Source organism: Rufibacter sp. JT20002 (genome assembly GCF_056491185.1).
Window position 1 is genome coordinate 791,208 of record NZ_JBSZJY010000001.1, and the last position, 17,584, is coordinate 808,791.

The window sequence follows — 17,584 nt, forward strand, 5'->3', positions numbered from 1 at the left end:
ATCCGTTAATCACCCCACTTATAAAAACTACCCGTGATAATGTCATTCTCCCAACGCTTCCGGCTAATGGTTCTAATGGTATCGGTTAAGTATTTCTCCACCACCAAACTGGCCATAGGGGCCGCCGCAATGGCACCGCTACCCGCGTTCTCCACATACACCGCAATCGCAATCTTAGGGTTGTCCTTTGGCGCGAAGGCGATGAACACCGAGTGGTCTTTCCCGTGGGGGTTCTGCACCGTACCTGTTTTCCCGCAGAGCACCACCCCAATGTGATTTAACCGGGCGAAGCGGGCGGTACCGGTTTCCACTACTTTCTGCATGCCCTCCACCACTGGCGGAAAGTGCCTTGGGTCCACCGAGGTGTAGTGCTTCACCGAATACTCAGGGAGCGGTTTACCTTTCTCTCCCACTGAGCGCACAATGTGCGGCGTGTAGTAATACCCTCGGTTGGCTAAAATGGCCGCAAAATTGGCCATCTGCAAGGGAGTCACCCCCGTCTCGCCTTGCCCAATGCTGACAGAGTAAATGGTCGGGAATTTCCAGCCTTTGGCACCGTAGATTTTGTCATAGAACTGCGCATTGGGCATCAATCCCTTCTTCTCGTTGGGTAGGTCAATGCCTAACTTGGAAGCAAACCCGAAACTCTTGATGTGCTTGTTCCAGGCATCCAAGCCCAGTTTGGTGTCTTTGTAGACATTGCTGGATCTGCCCCTGCTCACCACTGACCGGAATACCTGGTAAAAGTAAGGGTTGCAGGATTGCTCAATAGCGATGCCCAGATTAGCCGGATACGGGTGCCGGTGCGAACATCTCACAAGGGACCAATTACAGGCGTAACCCGTTTCTGGGGTGAGGGTTCCCTCTTGCAACGCAATCAGCGCCTGCGCCAATTTAAAGATAGACCCCGGAGGGTACGTAGCCATAAGTGGCCGGTTAAACAAGGGTTTTACCGGGTCTCTGAGCAAGCGCATGTAGTTGTTGCCTAACTCCTTACCAGTTAATTGCGAAGGGTCATAATAAGGGGCAGAAACCAGGGCCAAGATTTCACCGGTGCTGGGCTCAATGGCCACAATGCTGCCGGTCTTCCCCTCCATCATTTTCTCGGCGTATTCCTGCAGTTTGAGGTCAATGGTGGTTACCAGGTTCTGGCCGGCTTGGGAGAGCGTGTCATAGGCTCCGTTCTTGAACGATCCTTTCTCAATCCCGCGCACGTTCACCATGGTGTATTTCACCCCACGTTTGCCCATGAGGTATTGCTCATACTCCCGCTCCAGCCCGCTGATGCCTAGATAATCCCCTTGCCGATAGCCTTTATAAGCAGTATCCTCCAATTGCCGAGGACTGATTTCGCCGATGTAGCCCAAACCATGCGCCAGGCTTTTGTGTGGATATCCCCGCACGGTACGTGCATTGATGTAGAACCCTGGAAAATCCACCAGATTGTCCTGAATGGCGGCAAACTCAGTGTTGGTGAGGCGTTGCAGAAACGGCGAGGGTCGTACGTAGGAATAGGCCTTGGCGGCTTTGATTTTCTCCCGGTACTCGGGCAAGGTCATTCCCACCAGTTGGCAGAATTTGAGCGTGTCAATGGCTTTGGCTTCTTTTGGCACCACCATCAAGTCGTAGACCGGGGTGTTTTCTACCAGTAATTTGCCAGTGCGGTCATAGACCAATCCCCTGAACGGATACTGCACCACCCTCCGTAACGCGTTGGTCTCGGCAGCGGTCTTATAGCTTCCGTCCAGTACCTGTATGTAGAAAAGTTTGATGAGATAAACCGCCCCAATTGCTATAAAGATTGCTTGGATTACGTATTTGCGGCCTTCTAAGTATTTCATCTAAAACCTCTTGCCCTTCGCTCGAAAAATAACATTTGAAAGATCACCAGCACCGTTCCGGTGAACAGTGTACTGGCCACTATCTTGGCTAACGTAAAACCGATCAGTTTAAATCCGTTGAGCTCCAGAAAAAACAGGGTGAAATGGTGCACAAAGATGAGCGTAAGCCCATAGGTAAGAAACCAGCGCCACCCCATAGAAGGCAAACTGGCGTGGTCAGACACTTCGTAGCCATCTCTGGGCGTGATCAGTTTCAACATGGAAGGTCTCAAATACGCCATCAGCACGGTAGAGGCCGCATGCACCCCAGACGTGTCATAGAACAAGTCAATGGTGAATCCGCAGATAAAGCCCAGCAGTAGCAGTAGCACCTTGTCCATCTCAATGGGAAGGAACAGGATGAACCCGATGTACACAAAGCAGAACCCGGTTTCAAACAGCACCAGGTTGCGCATGAGCAGCACCTGCAGGCTCATCAGCAGCACAAACTGGATTAAATGGATGAACCTGAAACTATTCATTGCCTTCGGTTATGCCTGATCTGATCAGCAAGCTGTCAAGTTCCGGCTTGCGTTTGTTTTCCACTACGTACACGTAAGACAGTTTTTCAAAGTCCACGCTGAGCCCCACCAAAATGGTGTAAAAGCTTTTGTCCAGCTCTTTGCGCACGCTGATCACGCGGCCCACCAAAATGCCGGGAGGGTAAATACCGCCTGCCCCGGAAGTCACCACAGAATCACCCTTGAAGATTTTTTCGCTCAACGGAATATAATGCAGACTGGCCGTTTTGGGGTTCTCCGTGTCCCAGCGGATGGAGCCTAAGCTTTTGTTCCGCTTGAGTTTCACTGAAATCAAAGTCTGGGAGTGCAACAGGGACGTAACCGTGGCATAGTGCTTAGAGACCGCCTTCACCCTTCCTACAATCCCGTTGGCGGTTAAAACACCCATGCCAGGCTGAATTCCAGCATCGGAGCCCACGTTGAGCGCCAAGTGATTGTTCAGCCCCCGCACCGAGTTACTGGTCACCCGGGCCGGACGATACGTGAACACCAATGGCCCCAATGAATCTACCGGAGCCACAAGAGAATCGTTAGGCCCTCTTGGAGCAGGAGTTGGAGGTAGGCTCGCAAACAGTGAATCTCTGGGGGTACCCAGGCTGTCATTTAACTGCTGTTCCTGCATCTGGGTGATCTGGGCCCTTAACCGGGCGTTCTCCAGGGCCAGGCTCTGGTTCACTTCCGTCAGGCGGAAATAGTCAGATACCTGGCTCTGCAGTTCCAGCACCCGCCCCACGTAATAGTTGGAAGACTGGTAAAAGGCAGCACTATGATAGGTGTTACTCCGGTACAGCAGGTAGATGGAAACCCCCTCTAAAAGCAAAAACACCAGGAAAGCCCTAATCCGGAAGATGAAAATAAATAGTTTCCGCATGGGCGCGTGCGCTTAGCTCAACAGCACGTTGCGGAAGCCATCAATGTTTTTCACGGCAGCTCCAGTGCCCCGCACCACAGCTCTTAATGGATCTTCGGCAATGTGAATAGGCAATTTGGTCTTAGCAGCTAGGCGTTTATCCAAGCCTCTCAGCAGGGCTCCCCCTCCAATAAGGTGAATCCCGTTGTCATAGATATCCGCGGAAAGTTCTGGTGGCGCAATCTCCAGAGCCTTAAGAACAGCCTCTTCAATCTTTGAAACTGATTTATCCAGTGCAATGGCGATCTCCTGGTAAGTTACCTTGATCACCTTAGGAATACCGGTCATCAAGTCACGGCCTCTGATCTCGAAGTCAGCCGGCGGGTTGTCCAGTTCGGTGAGTACCGCTCCCACTTCAATCTTGATCCGCTCAGCAGAACGCTCGCCAATCAATAGGTTGTGCTGGCGGCGCATGTGGTCTAGAATGTCTTTATTAAACACGTCACCCGCTACCCGGATAGACTGGTCGCACACGATACCAGACAAGGCGATTACCGCGATTTCAGTGGTACCACCCCCTATGTCTACCACCATGGTACCCACGGGTTGCTCTACGTCAATACCAATCCCGATAGCGGCAGCCATTGGCTCCTGGATCATCCAAACCTCGCGGGCGTCGGCGTGCTCAGCAGAGTCTTTCACCGCGCGCTTTTCCACTTCAGTAATACCAGACGGAATGCAGATTACCATGCGGTACGAGGGCTGAAACAAGCGCTTCTTGCCTTTGTCAATCATCTTGATCATCCCCCTGATCATCATCTCGGCGGCCGTAAAGTCAGCGATTACGCCATCTTTCAAGGGGCGTACCGTCTTGATGTTTTCGTGGGTTTTCTCGTGCATCTGCATCGCTTCGCGACCCACAGCCAACACTTTGTTGGTTCTGCGGTCTAAGGCAATGATAGAAGGTTCGTCTACGACAATTTTATCATTATGAATGATGAGGGTATTGGCTGTACCCAAATCAATCGCTATATCAGAAGTGAAAAAGTTAAATAATCCCATTATTCGTCAGTGGTGCGGTCTCCGTCAGAACGCTATATATGAAATCTATTTTCGCTACAAGGTACTACAATGGCGCAAAATTACGTATTTCCCGCTAATAATTACGCTTGAGCATGAGACAGTTCTGTTTTCTGCCTTTTTAAAGAAAAAGAGCCTATAATTAACTTCCTTTTGCTCCTTCTCTACTGTCTTTAGCCTTATACTGGCAGCGCAAACCCTTAGACGTACCCGACAAGAGAATAGTGACAAAAACTACTGCAAGCCTAGGCAAGGCACCCCCCCGAAATTTGCAAAATCCTGTTTTACACCTCCTTGCGTTTAAACTCTGTTTAAGCAAAAAGATGCCATAAACAGAAAGCCCGGTTGCTTCTGGAGCAGCCGGGCTTTCTGTTTATGGCTAGAGACTAAGCTTAGTGTTTGAAGTGACGCACGCCGGTCATGACCATGGCTATGTTGCGGGCGTTACAAGCGTCAATCGAGTCTTGGTCTTTGATGGACCCTCCTGGCTGCACCACGGCGGTGATACCGGCTTCGGCGGCGATCTCCACGCAGTCTGGGAAGGGGAAGAACGCGTCTGAAGCCATCACGGCTCCCTCTAAGTCAAACCCAAACCCTCTAGCTTTTTCAATGGCCTGGCGCAGGGCATCTACGCGGGAGGTCTGTCCCACGCCGCTCGCCAGCAATTGATTTCCACGGGCCAGCACAATGGTGTTGGACTTGGTGTGCTTACACACTTTCAGGGCAAACTCCAACCCCTGCACTTCTTCGGCCGAAGGCTCGCGTTGGGTGGCGGTTTTGAAATCGGCGCCGGTCTCAATGGCCAGGTCCTTGTCTTGCTCAATCACGCCATTCAGGAGCGTTTTGAACAGCTTGGTGGGCAATGCCACTGGCATTTGGCGCAGCAGTATGCGGTTTTTCTTTGATCTTAAGAGTTCCAAAGCATCAGCATCGAACTCAGGCGCGATGAGTACCTCAAAGAACAGTTTGTTCAATTCCTGGGCGGTAGCCAGATCAACGGTTTTGTTCACGATGATCACCCCTCCGAAAGCCGAGATGGGGTCGCAGGCCAAGGCGTTCACGTAGGCCTGGTGCAAAGAATCTGCCACGGCCACGCCGCAGGCATTGGTGTGTTTCAGGATGGCTACGGCCGGTTGGTCAGCGAACTCGGCCATGAGCAACACGGCGGCGTCCACGTCTACCAGGTTGTTGTAAGACAGCTCTTTTCCATTCAGTTTGTCAAAAAGAGCCTCTAAATCGCCGTAGAAGTAGCCTTTCTGGTGAGGGTTCTCGCCGTAACGCAGCGTTTGGCTAGTGCGCTCGCTTTGTTTGAAAGCCGGGGCCAACTCCTGTTCCTGGCTCAGGTAATTGAAGATGTGGGTATCGTAGTGCGAGGAGATGTCAAAAGCTTTGGCAGCGAAACGCTTGCGGTCACTCAGGTCGGTGCTGCCTTCTTTGGTTTGCAGCAACTCTACCACCTCGCCGTACTGCTCACGCGAAGACACGATCAACACATCCTGAAAGTTCTTGGCCGCGGCACGGATCAAAGAAATCCCCCCGATGTCAATTTTCTCAATCACGTCTTCCTCCGCCGCACCAGACGCTACGGTTTCCTCAAACGGGTACAAATCCACAATCACCAGGTCCAACGCGGGAATTTCAAACTGCTGCACTTCCTGCTGGTCTTGCTCGTGGTTCCGGCGGTGCAAAATTCCCCCGAAGATTTTTGGGTGCAGGGTTTTCACACGCCCGCCAAAGATGGAAGGATAATCGGTGACGCTGTCCACGGCTACCACCTCGGCGCCCAAGCCCTCCAGGAACGACTGGGTACCGCCGGTAGAATAGAACGTAACGCCTTGTTTCTGCAACTCACGCACCAGCGGCTCTAAGCCATCTTTGTAGTACACCGAGATAAGGGCAGATTTGATTTTAACGGAATTCATATGATTAGCGAAAAATGTAGGTTCTCGTTTAAAAAGTTATTGTCTCCACACCTGCAGGTTTTTCAGGTCCAGGTAATAAGCATTCTCCTTGATGAAGTCAAAGTTGAGGGCCCCGTCATACAGGATATCTTTCACGGTGGCGGGCGCAGACAGCGCTTTGCGGTTCACCATCAAGGGGAGGTTCTCCAACTGAGTTCCGGGGACCGCGGAAGTGTTAAGTCCTAACGCTTGCACTGCGGAAGGAGAGACCAGAAGATTGTCCAGGTTTCCGGAGTCAAACAGAAACCAAAGCTTCTTGCCCGGGGCTTGCACTTCTAAGAATAGACTGAGTTCATTGCCGGCCAACCCGTTGGCAAAGCGACTGTTAAACTGAGTAAGGTTTTTCTTTTTCTGATCAAAAGCTTTCTCCTGCTCTATCGTGAGGCGTTCTTGCCGAAGGTCAAGGCCCAGGATCTTGCCTTGGAAGGTTTTAAGGGAGATCACGCCATCTAAGCGGGGCAAGCCGGCGGGCAGAATCTTCATCAGGTCCCATACGGCCACCTGCGGTTGAAACAAACGCTGGCCGTTCAAGACCAACTCCACGCTATCGCACTTCTGGAAAATAACTTTCTCGCCGGTCATCCGGTAAGCAGAGAGTTGTCCGTAAGGCGTTTTGTTTAGAGCCTTGGCTATTTCCGGGGAGATGATGGTTTCTCCGCCGCCGGTGTCAAACAGAAAACGATAAGGTTTGCCTTGCACCACCACCTGGACGGCCTTCAGGTTTCCGGCGTACTTTTCAAGGGGAATAACCGCTTGGGAGAAGGCCCGCAGTTGACACACCAACACCAGCAAGAGCAGGAGAAAGGGTTGTGTCAGTTGCTTCATCTGTTTAGCAGGGTTAAGCGATGGGCGTTTGGGAGCTGTTTTTGTCAGAAGTCAGCAGTTCCTCCACTACGCGGGGCAGGTGCCGGTGCTCCAGGGTAAGCACCCGGGCAGCCAGGGTTTCGCAGGTGTCATCGGCCTGAACAGGGCAACGCTCCTGGAAAATGGGCACTCCCTCGTCATAATGCTCGTTCACATAATGAATAGTGATGCCGGTCTCCGCTTCCTGCGCGTTAATTACGGCCTGGTGCACGTGCTGGCCGTGCATGCCTTTGCCGCCAAACTTGGGCAGCAACGCCGGGTGGATGTTGATGATCTTATTGGGGAAAGCCTGCACAAACGACGCTGGCAAAAGCCAAAGGAACCCAGCCAGCACAATCAGGTCTGGCTCGTAAGCCTGGACCTGCGCCTGCACCTCGCCGCTTTTCAGGGCAGCGCGGTCAAACACTGCGGTAGGCACGCCAAAGTTCTGGGCCCGTTGCAGGGCAAACGCGTCTGGGTTGTTGGAGAAAAGCGCCACCACCTGAATCTGCGGATGGTGTTCAAACTGCTCCAGCAGGCGCTGGGCATTGCTCCCGGAGCCGGAAGCGAAAATAACGAGGTTCTTTTTCTTTGCGGAGGTACCCAAAACTGCCTGTGCTGTCAATGGAAGAGCAAAGATAGTGTTTCTGGGCTACTTTTCGGCAAACAGGCTAAAATCGTTTGAAACGCACCAGTAAAGACTTGTTTTGAGTTGTTCTTTGATAGCCTTAATTCTGTTTAGGAGCTCATTTTTGTGAATCCGCATCAAAACAGAAGCATAATTTATCGGAGCCGTGGTTTCATAGTTGTTTACACAAAACCTGCTGAAAACCCTTTCTTATGACTTCAACTGCCTCACATTGGTAGGCACTTGCTTGTTTTGGATAGGCTGATGTGGCTGTACCCGGGGCTTCTTCTCGGTCAGGTACTTCCAATAGCGCTTGGGCATATGCCGGAGGTGCAGCTTCTTGTTTTTCCGTTCTGGGATGTTCACGTGGTCAAAATACGCCTGCCATAGTTGCTGGTACAAAGGCTCCACCTGGGTGAGAATATCAGGTGACAACTGCCCTTTCCTGAGACTCAACGGCGTTTCCTCCAGCGACACAATGTTCACATGCCCCAGGTCATAATAAGCCCCGTACTGCCGGTGTACATCATAGATGAGCCAGGTCTGGTCGGCGTAACGTTTCTCAAAGTGCGGCACCACTAACGGTAGCACGTTGAAATCGGGGCTAATGGGCGCAATGAACAAACCGTCCTGCGTACGCTGAAACCGGATGAATGCTTCCATGCGGTGTTTCTCACGGTGCATCTGCTTGCCTACTACGACCATTTTCTGCACGTACGGGTTAGCGAAGTTCTCTTCCACGCCCTCTTTGGAACTAGAGAAGACCAGGCGCACAAACTGGAAAATCAGCATCTCAAATCCGGGCTGCTCCCAGAGATAGGCTTTGTACACGTTTTCCCAGGCGGCTCTTGACAGCTTTTTACCTAAACCTTCCCAAACTCGCCGCGCCTTTTCTTCCTGCGTGGGCACAAAATGGTGCGTCGCAAAGATACCTGGCGGGGCCTCCCCTTCTTTGCCAATCTGGGTAGGCCATTCTTTGCGCTCATACGCTTCAAACACCACCGTCAGGAGGCCTTCAAAGGAGCCGTCATAGGTATAAAAGTGCATGCCGCTTTAAGAAATTAGGACGCGATGCGGATTGAAGAACGTCTGCCGTTGTTTTCATTGCGCTGGGCCGACAATTGGCGCAGATACGGCACCAAAGTGCTGAGTTTGCAACGGAAAGATACAGGAGCTACGGTTTGGCGGTTGGCTACAGATGGCATAATGGGTAATAATGTATGAGGTTTAACAAAAACGATACTTTTTCTTTTGTGCGGAGGAAGGCGTTGAATACTTTGCCCGTTTAGCCCGCCTGCTGGAACAGATCCAATTGGCTGCCCCACAGATTGGCCCGGCTCCCCTTCTCCCCGAAAATGATTCTTCTCCGGATGGCTTCTTCGTCCCATTCTCTCGTTTCCAAACTGCGCCCACCGCAGGTGATAAAATACTTGGCTCGTTTCAACACTACCCCAATCTGGCGCAGGTGCTCCCAGGTAAGGGAGGCAAACCGGCGGGCCGCCACTATCTTCTTCGCTGATTTAATCCCGATGCCCGGCACCCGCAAGATCATCTCGTAATCGGCGGTGTTGATCTCCAGCGGGAACACGTGCCGGTTTCGCAGCGCCCAGGCTAGTTTGGGATCAATCTGTAGGTCCAGTTGCGGATTCTGCTCGTCCAGTAGTTCATTCACCCCGAAACCGTAAAGCCGCACCAACCAGTCGGCCTGGTACAGCCGGTTTTCCCGGATAATGGGCGGCGTACTGATGAGGGGCAGACGGCTGTCGGTCACAACCGGAACGTAGCCCGAATAGTACACCCGCTTAAGGTTGAAGTTCTGGTAAAGCCCATCGGCGAGGGTCAGGATCTGGCGGTCACTCTCTGGACTAGCGCCCACAATCAACTGCGTACTCTGCCCTGCTGGCGCAAATGAAGGCGTAGATTTGAACAGCTTCTTCTCTTCTTTCACCAGCACCAGTTGGTCTTTGATGTGGCCCATGGGCGTCAGCACCTCCTTGAAGTTCTTCTCCGGCGCCAGAGACTGCAGGCTTTGCTCAGTAGGCAGTTCAATGTTCACGCTCAACCTATCGGCGTACAGGCCAGCCTCCTTCACCAACTCCTCGCTGGCGCCCGGAATGGTTTTGAGGTGGATGTAACCATTGAACTTATGCTCCAGGCGCAGCTTCTTGGCCACGCGCACCAGGCGCTCCATGGTATAATCAGCGTTCTTGAAGATACCCGAGCTCAGAAACAGACCTTCTATGTAATTGCGGCGGTAGAAGTTGATGGTCAGGTCTACCACCTCCTGCACCGTGAAAGCGGCGCGCTTCACATCATTGCTTTTGCGCGACACGCAGTAAGCGCAATCGAAGATGCAGAAGTTGGTAAGCAATATTTTTAGCAAAGACACGCACCGGCCGTCTTCGGTATAACTGTGGCAAATACCCATGCCTTCGGCGTTGCCTAATCCTTTCCCCTCGTTCTTGCGTTTGCCGCCGCTGGAAGAGCAGGAAACGTCGTATTTAGCAGAATCTGCCAAAATACTTAGTTTTTCTAGTAGCGGAGTTTGCATGTGCTATGCGTTTTAAGTCCTTGAATACGTTAGCAAGATACAGCTCACAAGACAAATAAACTAAATTTTTTAGCCACAATTTATCAACACGGGTGTGGATAAAGCTAATTTCAATAGCATTACCCCGCTCAGTATTGTTCTCCGTGGAATTTGCCGTATTTTAGGGATGGAGTATTAGGTATGAACCCGGCCGAGAGATTTCTGACACACGTACGACTGCTATTCCTGCTAGCTTTAGCGGGGTGGGGTAGCTGCGTTTGTGCGGTTGCCCAGGAGACCACGCCAGTGCCCGCTCAGGTGCAGGAAGACACCACCAATACCAAGAACCTGCTAGAATCCCTTAAGCGCATCAGTCAGAAGAAGACCCTGGTGGGCCGAGCGGTAAAAGCTTTGGTGGTCTTTAAACCCAGGCGGGTAGATGGCCCCATTGAGAACGCCCTTCTCCCACCCGCCCACGAGCAGCATAACTATAAAGTGGTGCGCAGCATCTACTTTAAGCGCCTGGATGCCTTCGGGTTTTCCATCAACGACACCCTGGCCCAACCCGACAACAGCCTGGAACGCTTAGGCAACGCCTTGCACATGCGCACCAAATTAGGCCTTCTCCGGAACCAGATCCTCTTCAAGGAAAATGATTTGCTAGAGCCTTTGGCGCTATCAGAATCTGAGCGTTTGCTGCGCCAAACCGATTACCTCCTGGATGCCCGGGTAATGGTCAATGACTCCACCTCTACCCGGGATAGCGTAGACATTGTGATCATCACCAAAGACGTGTTCAGCATCAGTGGCTCGGGCTCGGCTAGCACCTCGGGCACCCGATTGGCCTTGCGCGACATCAACTTCATGGGCGTGGGCCACCAGATCAGGACCAATTACCGCTTTGGGTTATCAGAGCCCCAGCCTTGGCAGTTCACGGGAAGTTATTTTATCCAGAACATCTCGCACTCCTTTATCTCAGCGGAGCTTATTTACCAGAACACCCATTATTACAAGCAGCAAAGCCTGGGGTTTCGGCGCGACTTCTACACCACCAACACGAAATATGCTGGCGGGGCTTCTGCTGCCTGGTACCAAACCCTGGTCCCCGATTACTACGAACAGGACGAGGAAGAGGCCCCTGATGGGTTCATTGAGCACATTCCGTTAGATTACAACATTCAGGATTTTTGGATCGGGCGCGCTTTCCGGCTCAAGTCCTATGACCTGGCTCAGGATAACCCCAGCCGGCTTATCACAGCGGTCAGGTTCATGAACATCAAGTACACCCAAGGGAGCGGGCCCACCCTGCAGAGCGCCCGTTTGTACCTCACCGCGTTTGGGTACAGTTTCAGGAGATATTATAAAGACCAGTACCTTTTCGGATTTGGCCGTACCGAGGACATCCCGGCCGGAAACCTCCTGGCCCTGACCGCCGGGTTTGAAGACGGCGCCATTAAGAACCGTTTGTACCTGGGTATCAAAGGCGCTTTCGGGAAATACCAGCCCAACTTTGGCTACCTGTACGGTGGCCTGGAATACGGCAGTTACCGGCACCTGAACTCCTGGGAACAAGGCGTGCTTACCTCCGAAGCTTTGTACTTCACTCCCCTGTACCGGCTAAGGAACTGGCGCTGGCGGCACTTTTTATGGAACAGAACCTCCCTGGGCATGCGCCGCCCCGATTTATTTGCGCTGGACATTGACCAGGAAGATGGCATCAGGGGGTTCAGTTCAGGCCAGGTGCGGGGTTACCGGAAGTTTGTGCTGAACTATGAGACCAACTTCTTCACGCCGCTTACCCTGCTTGGTTTCAGGCTTGCCATCATTGGCTTCGCTGATATGGCTTGGCTTACCAGTGTTGAAAACAAATCGCCGCTGAAGGAAAAGCCCTACACTGGTTTTGGCCTTGGTTTGAGATTCCGGAACGAATTCCTGCCCATCAACACCATTCAGGTTCTGCTGGGGTATTACCCGCGACTCCCTGAAATTAATGGCCAGCAAGACTTTAAGCTGTTCCAGACCACTCGGCAGTACTATGATTTCAATGATTTGCGGTTTACCCAACCCCTGATTTCAGAGTTCAGGTAGCCTTTTCTACTCTCTAGCTTTATCGGTTCAGAATTTTAACCAACTCTTGCAAACAGTATAACTTTAAAAAGCTTATATTGTCAAATACAAAGAGTCCAAGCTCCTCCCTTTGTAAAGGAAAGCTGAAAAAGAGGTTTAAATTCTAACGCACTAGAAATTGAAGCTTTTCCCCTATTTACCCAGGTCCGTCTTCCTGTGCCTTCTGTTTTTGTGGTCTTTTTCTGAAACCGGGGCCCAAACTACCTCCAACAAAGGCCGCGACTTTTGGGTGGGGTACATGGCCCACGTACAGAATGAGTCTGGCCCTAACCCTCCGCAGGGCATCTCCAGCATGAACTTGTATGTTACCTCAGACGTGAACACCAACGTACGGGTAACGGTTGGCCAAGGTGGGCCCGCCTCTTACCAGGTCACCGCCAATTCGGTCACGGTAATTCCCATAAGTCCCGATGTAGCGTACGTGGGCTCTAGCGAAGTTATTGAAAACAAAGCCATTCACGTCACCTCAGATGCGCCAGTAGTAGTGTATTCCCACATCTACCATTTAAATAAATCTGGGGCCACGCTGGTGCTACCCACCAATACGCTGGGTAGGTCTTACCATGCCATCAGCTACAACCAGACCCAGTACCTGGATGCCCGGGCGGCCTCCCAACTCATGGTAGTAGCCTTGGAAGACAATACCACCATTGAGATTACCCCGACCGCGCCTACGCTGGGCGGGAAACCGGCCGGCAGAACCTTCTCCCCTTCCAGGCCTTTGATGAAAGGCGAAGTGTACCAGGTCCGTTCCATGCAGGACCTTACCGGCACCAAGATCGAATCGGTGGATTCTGGCATTGGAACCTGCAAGCGGATAGCGGTATTCTCGGGTAGTTCTTACACGGCCATTCCGGAGCCCTACACCTGCTCTGACCAGTTCAGCGGAGACAATCTATATCAGCAGTTGTATCCGGTGAGCGCCTGGGGAAAGAACTTCGTGACGGTACCCTTCAAAAGCCGCACCTCCGGCGAGATTTACCGGATTTTAGCCTCCAAAGACAACACCGTTATTGCGGTGAATGGCAGCTCGGTTACCCGAGGCATCGGTCAGTACTATGAATTTGAGAACACCATCCCCAACTACATCACCGCCTCTGAACCGGTGCAGGTAACCCAGTACACCAAATCCCAGATGTGCGACGGCGTTCCCAGCGATCCTGAGATGGTACTGATTAATCCGGTAGAACAGACCCTGAAAGACATCACGCTTTTCTCGTCCAGGTTCTTCCAGATCTCCAGCCACTATATTAACGTGACCATGAAGACCGCCGACATCGGCAGTTTCCGGCTAGACGGTCAGCCCGTAGTGTTCACCCCTGTCCCCGCCAACCCTGCTTATTCTTATGCCCAGAACACCGTTGCTGCGGGCAACCATACGCTTACCGCCGATAGCGGCTTTAATGCCTTGGCTTATGGTTTAGGGAACTTTGAATCGTATGCCTACTCAGCGGGCGCCAATGTGACCAACCTGAACCAGAACATCACCGTGGCCTCTGACAGCATCTGCGAGGGACGCAGCATTAAGTTCAAAGGATTTGCCATTTACGAGCCCTTGGCTTGGAAGTGGTATTTTGGTGACGGCAGCACTTCCACCGAACAGAATCCCTCGCATATGTTTGCCCGCCCAGGACAGTACTCCGTCTCGCTGGTGACCACCAAGTCTAACGGCAACGATTGTGATTCACAGGATTCCACATCCATTGACGTGCAGGTTTTCCCTACCCCCGAGGCTGGCTTCTCTTATGACGTAGCCTGCTCCAATGATAGTACCCGTTTCCGGGATGAGAGCAAGGTAACCACAGGCGAAAGCGTCACAGAATGGCGCTGGGACTTTGGCGATGGTACCACTTCCAAGGAGCAGCATCCCGCCCACAAGTTTAAATCTCCTGGCACGTACCAGGTGAAGCTTTCTATTACCACCAAGAACTTTTGCGTGGCAGACTCTACCCGGCAAGTCACCATTTTTGCACCGCCGGTAGCCAGGTTTACCGCCTCCCAAACTTGTGACCAAGGGACCATGACCTTCCAAGACCAAGCTACCGTAGCCCAAGGAAGCGTCAACCGATGGGAGTGGGATTTCGGCGACGGCACTCCGCGCAGCACGCAGCAGAATCCCAACCATGCCTTTGCCCAAACAGGTACTTACACGGTTAAACTGAAGGTATTTTCAGAACAGGGCTGCAGCGACTCTACCCAACAGCGGGTGGTGGTAAACCCCAAACCAGTAGCGGCCTTCACCCTGCCAGACCTTTGCGTTCGCGACGAAGCCGCTTTCCAAAATCAATCTACTATTCCATCGGGCACCCTGACTTATAAATGGGATTTCGGGGATGGCACCACCTCCACCGCCCAGGCACCTAAACACAGATATACAGCCGAAGGAGAATACACCGTGAAACTAGTGGTCACGTCAGACAAAGGGTGCCAGGACAGCATCTCCCATGCTTACGTCATCAGTGGAGCGGTGCCGGTGCCAGGTTTCACTGCTTCCTCCTTTTGCCAGGAGCAGGGGGTGAGTTTCCAGGATGCCAGCACCATCAGTTTTGGGAAGATCATCCGACGCCGGTGGACCTTTGGCGACGGTACCACCTCAGAGGAAATCAATCCCAGTCATTTATACGCCACTTCCGGCACCTACCAAGTGGAACTGCGGGTTTGGTCAGGGATAGTCTGCTCCGAAGCCATCACCAAAACCATTGTCGTTCTTCCCAACCCGGCGGCAAGCTTTACCTCTAGTAATGTTTGCGAGGGCACCCCTGCCCGGTTCACTAACACCACCCAAGCCCGGGGCAGCGGTGCGCTCACCTATATCTGGAACTTTGGTGACGGCACCACTTCCACCGAGTTTAGCCCAACGCATCAGTATGCGGCCCCCGGTACTTACACGGTGTCGTTGGCGGTGAAAGGGGCGAACACCTGCGAACAGACGTTTACTTCCACCCTAACTGTTTACCCCACTCCCAAAGCCGATTTCTCCCCCACCGTGGGCTGTGTAACTGACATTGTTACTTTCCAGGACATGAGCAGCCTAGCGGGTGGTAGGCTTACCACTTGGTCCTGGGATCTGGGGGACGGAACCACCGCCAATACCCAACACCCCACCCACAAGTACGCCAAAGAAGGAACTTACCAGGTCCGGCTGACGGTGACTTCTGACCTTGGCTGCACGCACACCATCACCAAGGCCCTTACAATTTCCCCAGCCCCGTTCGCGCAAGCCGGGCCAGATCAATTGATCTGCGGCGGTACTTCGGCCCAACTGGCAGCCAACACGCCGGCTCCCGCCACTGGCCTGTGGACGGTGGTCCAGGGCACAGGCGGCACTTTCTCCAACGCTGCCAGTCCCACGGCCACGTTCAGAGGCACCATGGGCACCAACTACATCCTACGGTGGACAGTGAGCAATGGCCCTTGCGTCAATGCCATAGATGAGGTGGAGATAAAGCTGCAGCCTACTCCCTTGGCCAACGCGGGGCGAGACATCTTACTTGTTGAGGGCGAGAGCATTCCTTTGGAGGGGAGCGGAGAGGGCAAACTCATATGGAGTCCGGCCACGGGTTTAAACAACCCCAACATCGCCAATCCCCTTGCCTCCCCTGCGGTGACAACCAAGTACTACTTAAGTGCCCTATCCGCCGCGGGGTGCCCCAATTTAGACAGCATGGTAGTGACCGTTATTAAACGGCTGCAGATCCCTACCGCGTTCTCGCCTAATGGCGATGGCTCCAATGACACTTGGGTTCTGGAAGGCATACAGGATTACCCCAACCTCTCCATAGAGATCTACAACCGCTGGGGGCAGCAGGTCTACTCCAGCCGAGGCTATCCTAGTCCGTGGGATGGCAAACGGAACGGCGTTGATCTTCCCATTGGATCTTATTACTATATCATTGATCCCAGCAACGGCCGGCCAAAGATGTCGGGGCCGCTCACCATTTTACGCTAAGCCAAGAGCCTATGAGAAAGAACAGCTACCTTTTGCTTTTTCTGCTCTGTCTTCCGGGGTTGGGGTGGGCACAGCAGGTTCCGCACTACAGCCAGTACATGCTCAACCCGCTGCTCCTCAATCCGGCAGTGAGCGGAACTGACAATTACCTGGACGTGCGGGCGGGCTACCGAAACCAATGGACCGGTTTGGAAGGAGCCCCTACCTCTTATTACCTAAGCGGCCACATGCCCCTTTCCCGCCGTGATTACCTGAGCCCACCTACCACGTTCCAGCACCGGCCCGGCGTCAAAGGCAAATACAAAAATCAATGGCGACCCGAGATGCGCAACAACGCCCAGAAAACGCGGGCACATCACGGCGTGGGCATTCTGGTACAGGCAGACAAGGCGGCCGGCCTTAAACGCACCGAGGTGCAGTTGCTATACGCCTACCACCAACCGCTCACCCCCACCCTCAAACTGGCCGCTGGCATAGCCGCGGGCGTGACCCAGTTTGGGCTCAACCGCGATATGCTTACGTTTGGTACGGCCGGGGACCCAGTCATTAACGCAGATGAATACAACCGGCTGCTACCCAACATTGGGGTAGGCGCCTTGCTCTACTCTGCCCGCTTTTACCTGGGTGCCTCGGTGGCTCAGGTACTGCCTACCCCCTTTAGTTTCCGGGAAACGCAGACCACTCTTCCGGCCAAACAGCAGCGGCACTTCTTCGGGCACGCGGGGTACCGGCTTGCCGTCAGCAATTTCATAAGCGTGATGCCCTCGGTAGTGGTGAAGTACGCCTCGCCCAGTCCCCTTTCCATGGATGTGAACGCAAAAGTCTTTTGGCGCAACCAGTTCTGGGTGGGTGGCTCTTACCGCCTGCAAGATGCGGCAGTTTTGACGGCTGGTTTTCAGTACAAGCAGAAATTCCACTTAGGTTATGCCTATGATCTCACCACCTCGGGCCTCAGCCAGGTGAGCTATGGCTCCCATGAACTTGTGCTGGGCCTGATGCTCCGCAACCGCCGCTCCATCTACTCTCCGTCGCAGTACTGGTAAGGTTGTTTAGAGCCTGTTTTTGCAAAAGCGGGCCCAAAGCAGAGAACCCAACGCTGACGAAATAACCAAGCCATTGTTGAAAGTAAAACAGCTCCCACAGGAAGCTTCTGTTTGAGGCTTCTTTTCTGAAAAATGGCTTAAAAGCGATTTCAGACACAAATTTTCCTAACGC

13 protein-coding genes are annotated in these 17,584 nt (G+C 52.9%); 3 read left to right on the forward strand and 10 right to left on the reverse strand.

The features are described from left to right. Positions 1-5 precede the first annotated feature (5 nt). From mrdA to ACW9SV_RS03210, 10 genes are all read right to left on the reverse strand, one after another. Entirely contained in the window at positions 6-1,841 is a 1,836-nt protein-coding gene (mrdA, locus tag ACW9SV_RS03165) for a penicillin-binding protein 2 (protein ID WP_479555285.1), read from the reverse strand. Further along, positions 1,838-2,362 carry a hypothetical protein gene (locus tag ACW9SV_RS03170; protein ID WP_479555286.1) on the reverse strand — a complete coding sequence of 175 codons (525 nt, stop codon included), beginning with the start codon at positions 2,360-2,362 and terminating at the stop codon, positions 1,838-1,840. Before ACW9SV_RS03170 ends, mrdA begins: the two co-directional genes overlap by 4 nt. Beyond that, complete coding sequence (gene mreC, locus ACW9SV_RS03175; RefSeq protein WP_479555287.1) at positions 2,355-3,272, reverse strand: rod shape-determining protein MreC; 918 nt, start codon at positions 3,270-3,272, stop codon at positions 2,355-2,357. Before mreC ends, ACW9SV_RS03170 begins: the two co-directional genes overlap by 8 nt. Before the next feature lie 12 nt (positions 3,273-3,284). Next, entirely contained in the window at positions 3,285-4,313 is a 1,029-nt protein-coding gene (locus ACW9SV_RS03180; RefSeq protein WP_479555288.1) for a rod shape-determining protein, read from the reverse strand. 410 nt (positions 4,314-4,723) lie between these two features. Further along, positions 4,724-6,253 carry a bifunctional phosphoribosylaminoimidazolecarboxamide formyltransferase/IMP cyclohydrolase gene (gene purH / locus ACW9SV_RS03185; RefSeq protein ID WP_479555289.1) on the reverse strand — a complete coding sequence of 510 codons (1,530 nt, stop codon included), beginning with the start codon at positions 6,251-6,253 and terminating at the stop codon, positions 4,724-4,726. Positions 6,254-6,289: 36 nt separating this feature from the next. Next, positions 6,290-7,117: an aspartyl protease family protein gene (locus ACW9SV_RS03190; protein WP_479555290.1), complete on the reverse strand. Its 828-nt coding sequence runs from the start codon at positions 7,115-7,117 to the stop codon at positions 6,290-6,292. 13 nt (positions 7,118-7,130) lie between these two features. Then, positions 7,131-7,742 (reverse strand): phosphoribosylglycinamide formyltransferase, encoded by a 612-nt coding sequence (gene purN, locus ACW9SV_RS03195; protein ID WP_479555291.1) that lies wholly within the window; start codon positions 7,740-7,742, stop codon positions 7,131-7,133. A 231-nt stretch (positions 7,743-7,973) separates the two neighbouring features. After that, a complete protein-coding gene (locus ACW9SV_RS03200) occupies positions 7,974-8,810 on the reverse strand; it encodes a TIGR03915 family putative DNA repair protein (protein ID WP_479555292.1) in 837 nt (278 codons plus the stop codon). Between the two features lie 14 nt (positions 8,811-8,824). Continuing rightward, positions 8,825-8,968 carry a hypothetical protein gene (locus tag ACW9SV_RS03205; RefSeq protein WP_479555293.1) on the reverse strand — a complete coding sequence of 48 codons (144 nt, stop codon included), beginning with the start codon at positions 8,966-8,968 and terminating at the stop codon, positions 8,825-8,827. A gap of 80 nt (positions 8,969-9,048) precedes the next feature. Further along, positions 9,049-10,314, reverse strand: a complete 1,266-nt coding sequence (locus ACW9SV_RS03210; RefSeq protein ID WP_479555294.1) for a putative DNA modification/repair radical SAM protein — start codon at positions 10,312-10,314, stop codon at positions 9,049-9,051. Between the two features lie 180 nt (positions 10,315-10,494). Here ACW9SV_RS03210 and ACW9SV_RS03215 point away from each other — a divergent pair, with 180 nt between their 5' ends. From ACW9SV_RS03215 to ACW9SV_RS03225, 3 genes are all read left to right on the forward strand, one after another. After that, positions 10,495-12,381, forward strand: coding sequence for a BamA/TamA family outer membrane protein (locus tag ACW9SV_RS03215; protein ID WP_479555295.1), 1,887 nt, complete (start codon positions 10,495-10,497; stop codon positions 12,379-12,381). Positions 12,382-12,538: 157 nt separating this feature from the next. Then, positions 12,539-16,369, forward strand: a complete 3,831-nt coding sequence (locus tag ACW9SV_RS03220; RefSeq protein ID WP_479555296.1) for a PKD domain-containing protein — start codon at positions 12,539-12,541, stop codon at positions 16,367-16,369. An 11-nt stretch (positions 16,370-16,380) separates the two neighbouring features. Next, entirely contained in the window at positions 16,381-17,412 is a 1,032-nt protein-coding gene (locus ACW9SV_RS03225) for a PorP/SprF family type IX secretion system membrane protein (RefSeq protein WP_479555297.1), read from the forward strand. The last annotated feature ends 172 nt before the right edge of the window (positions 17,413-17,584 follow it).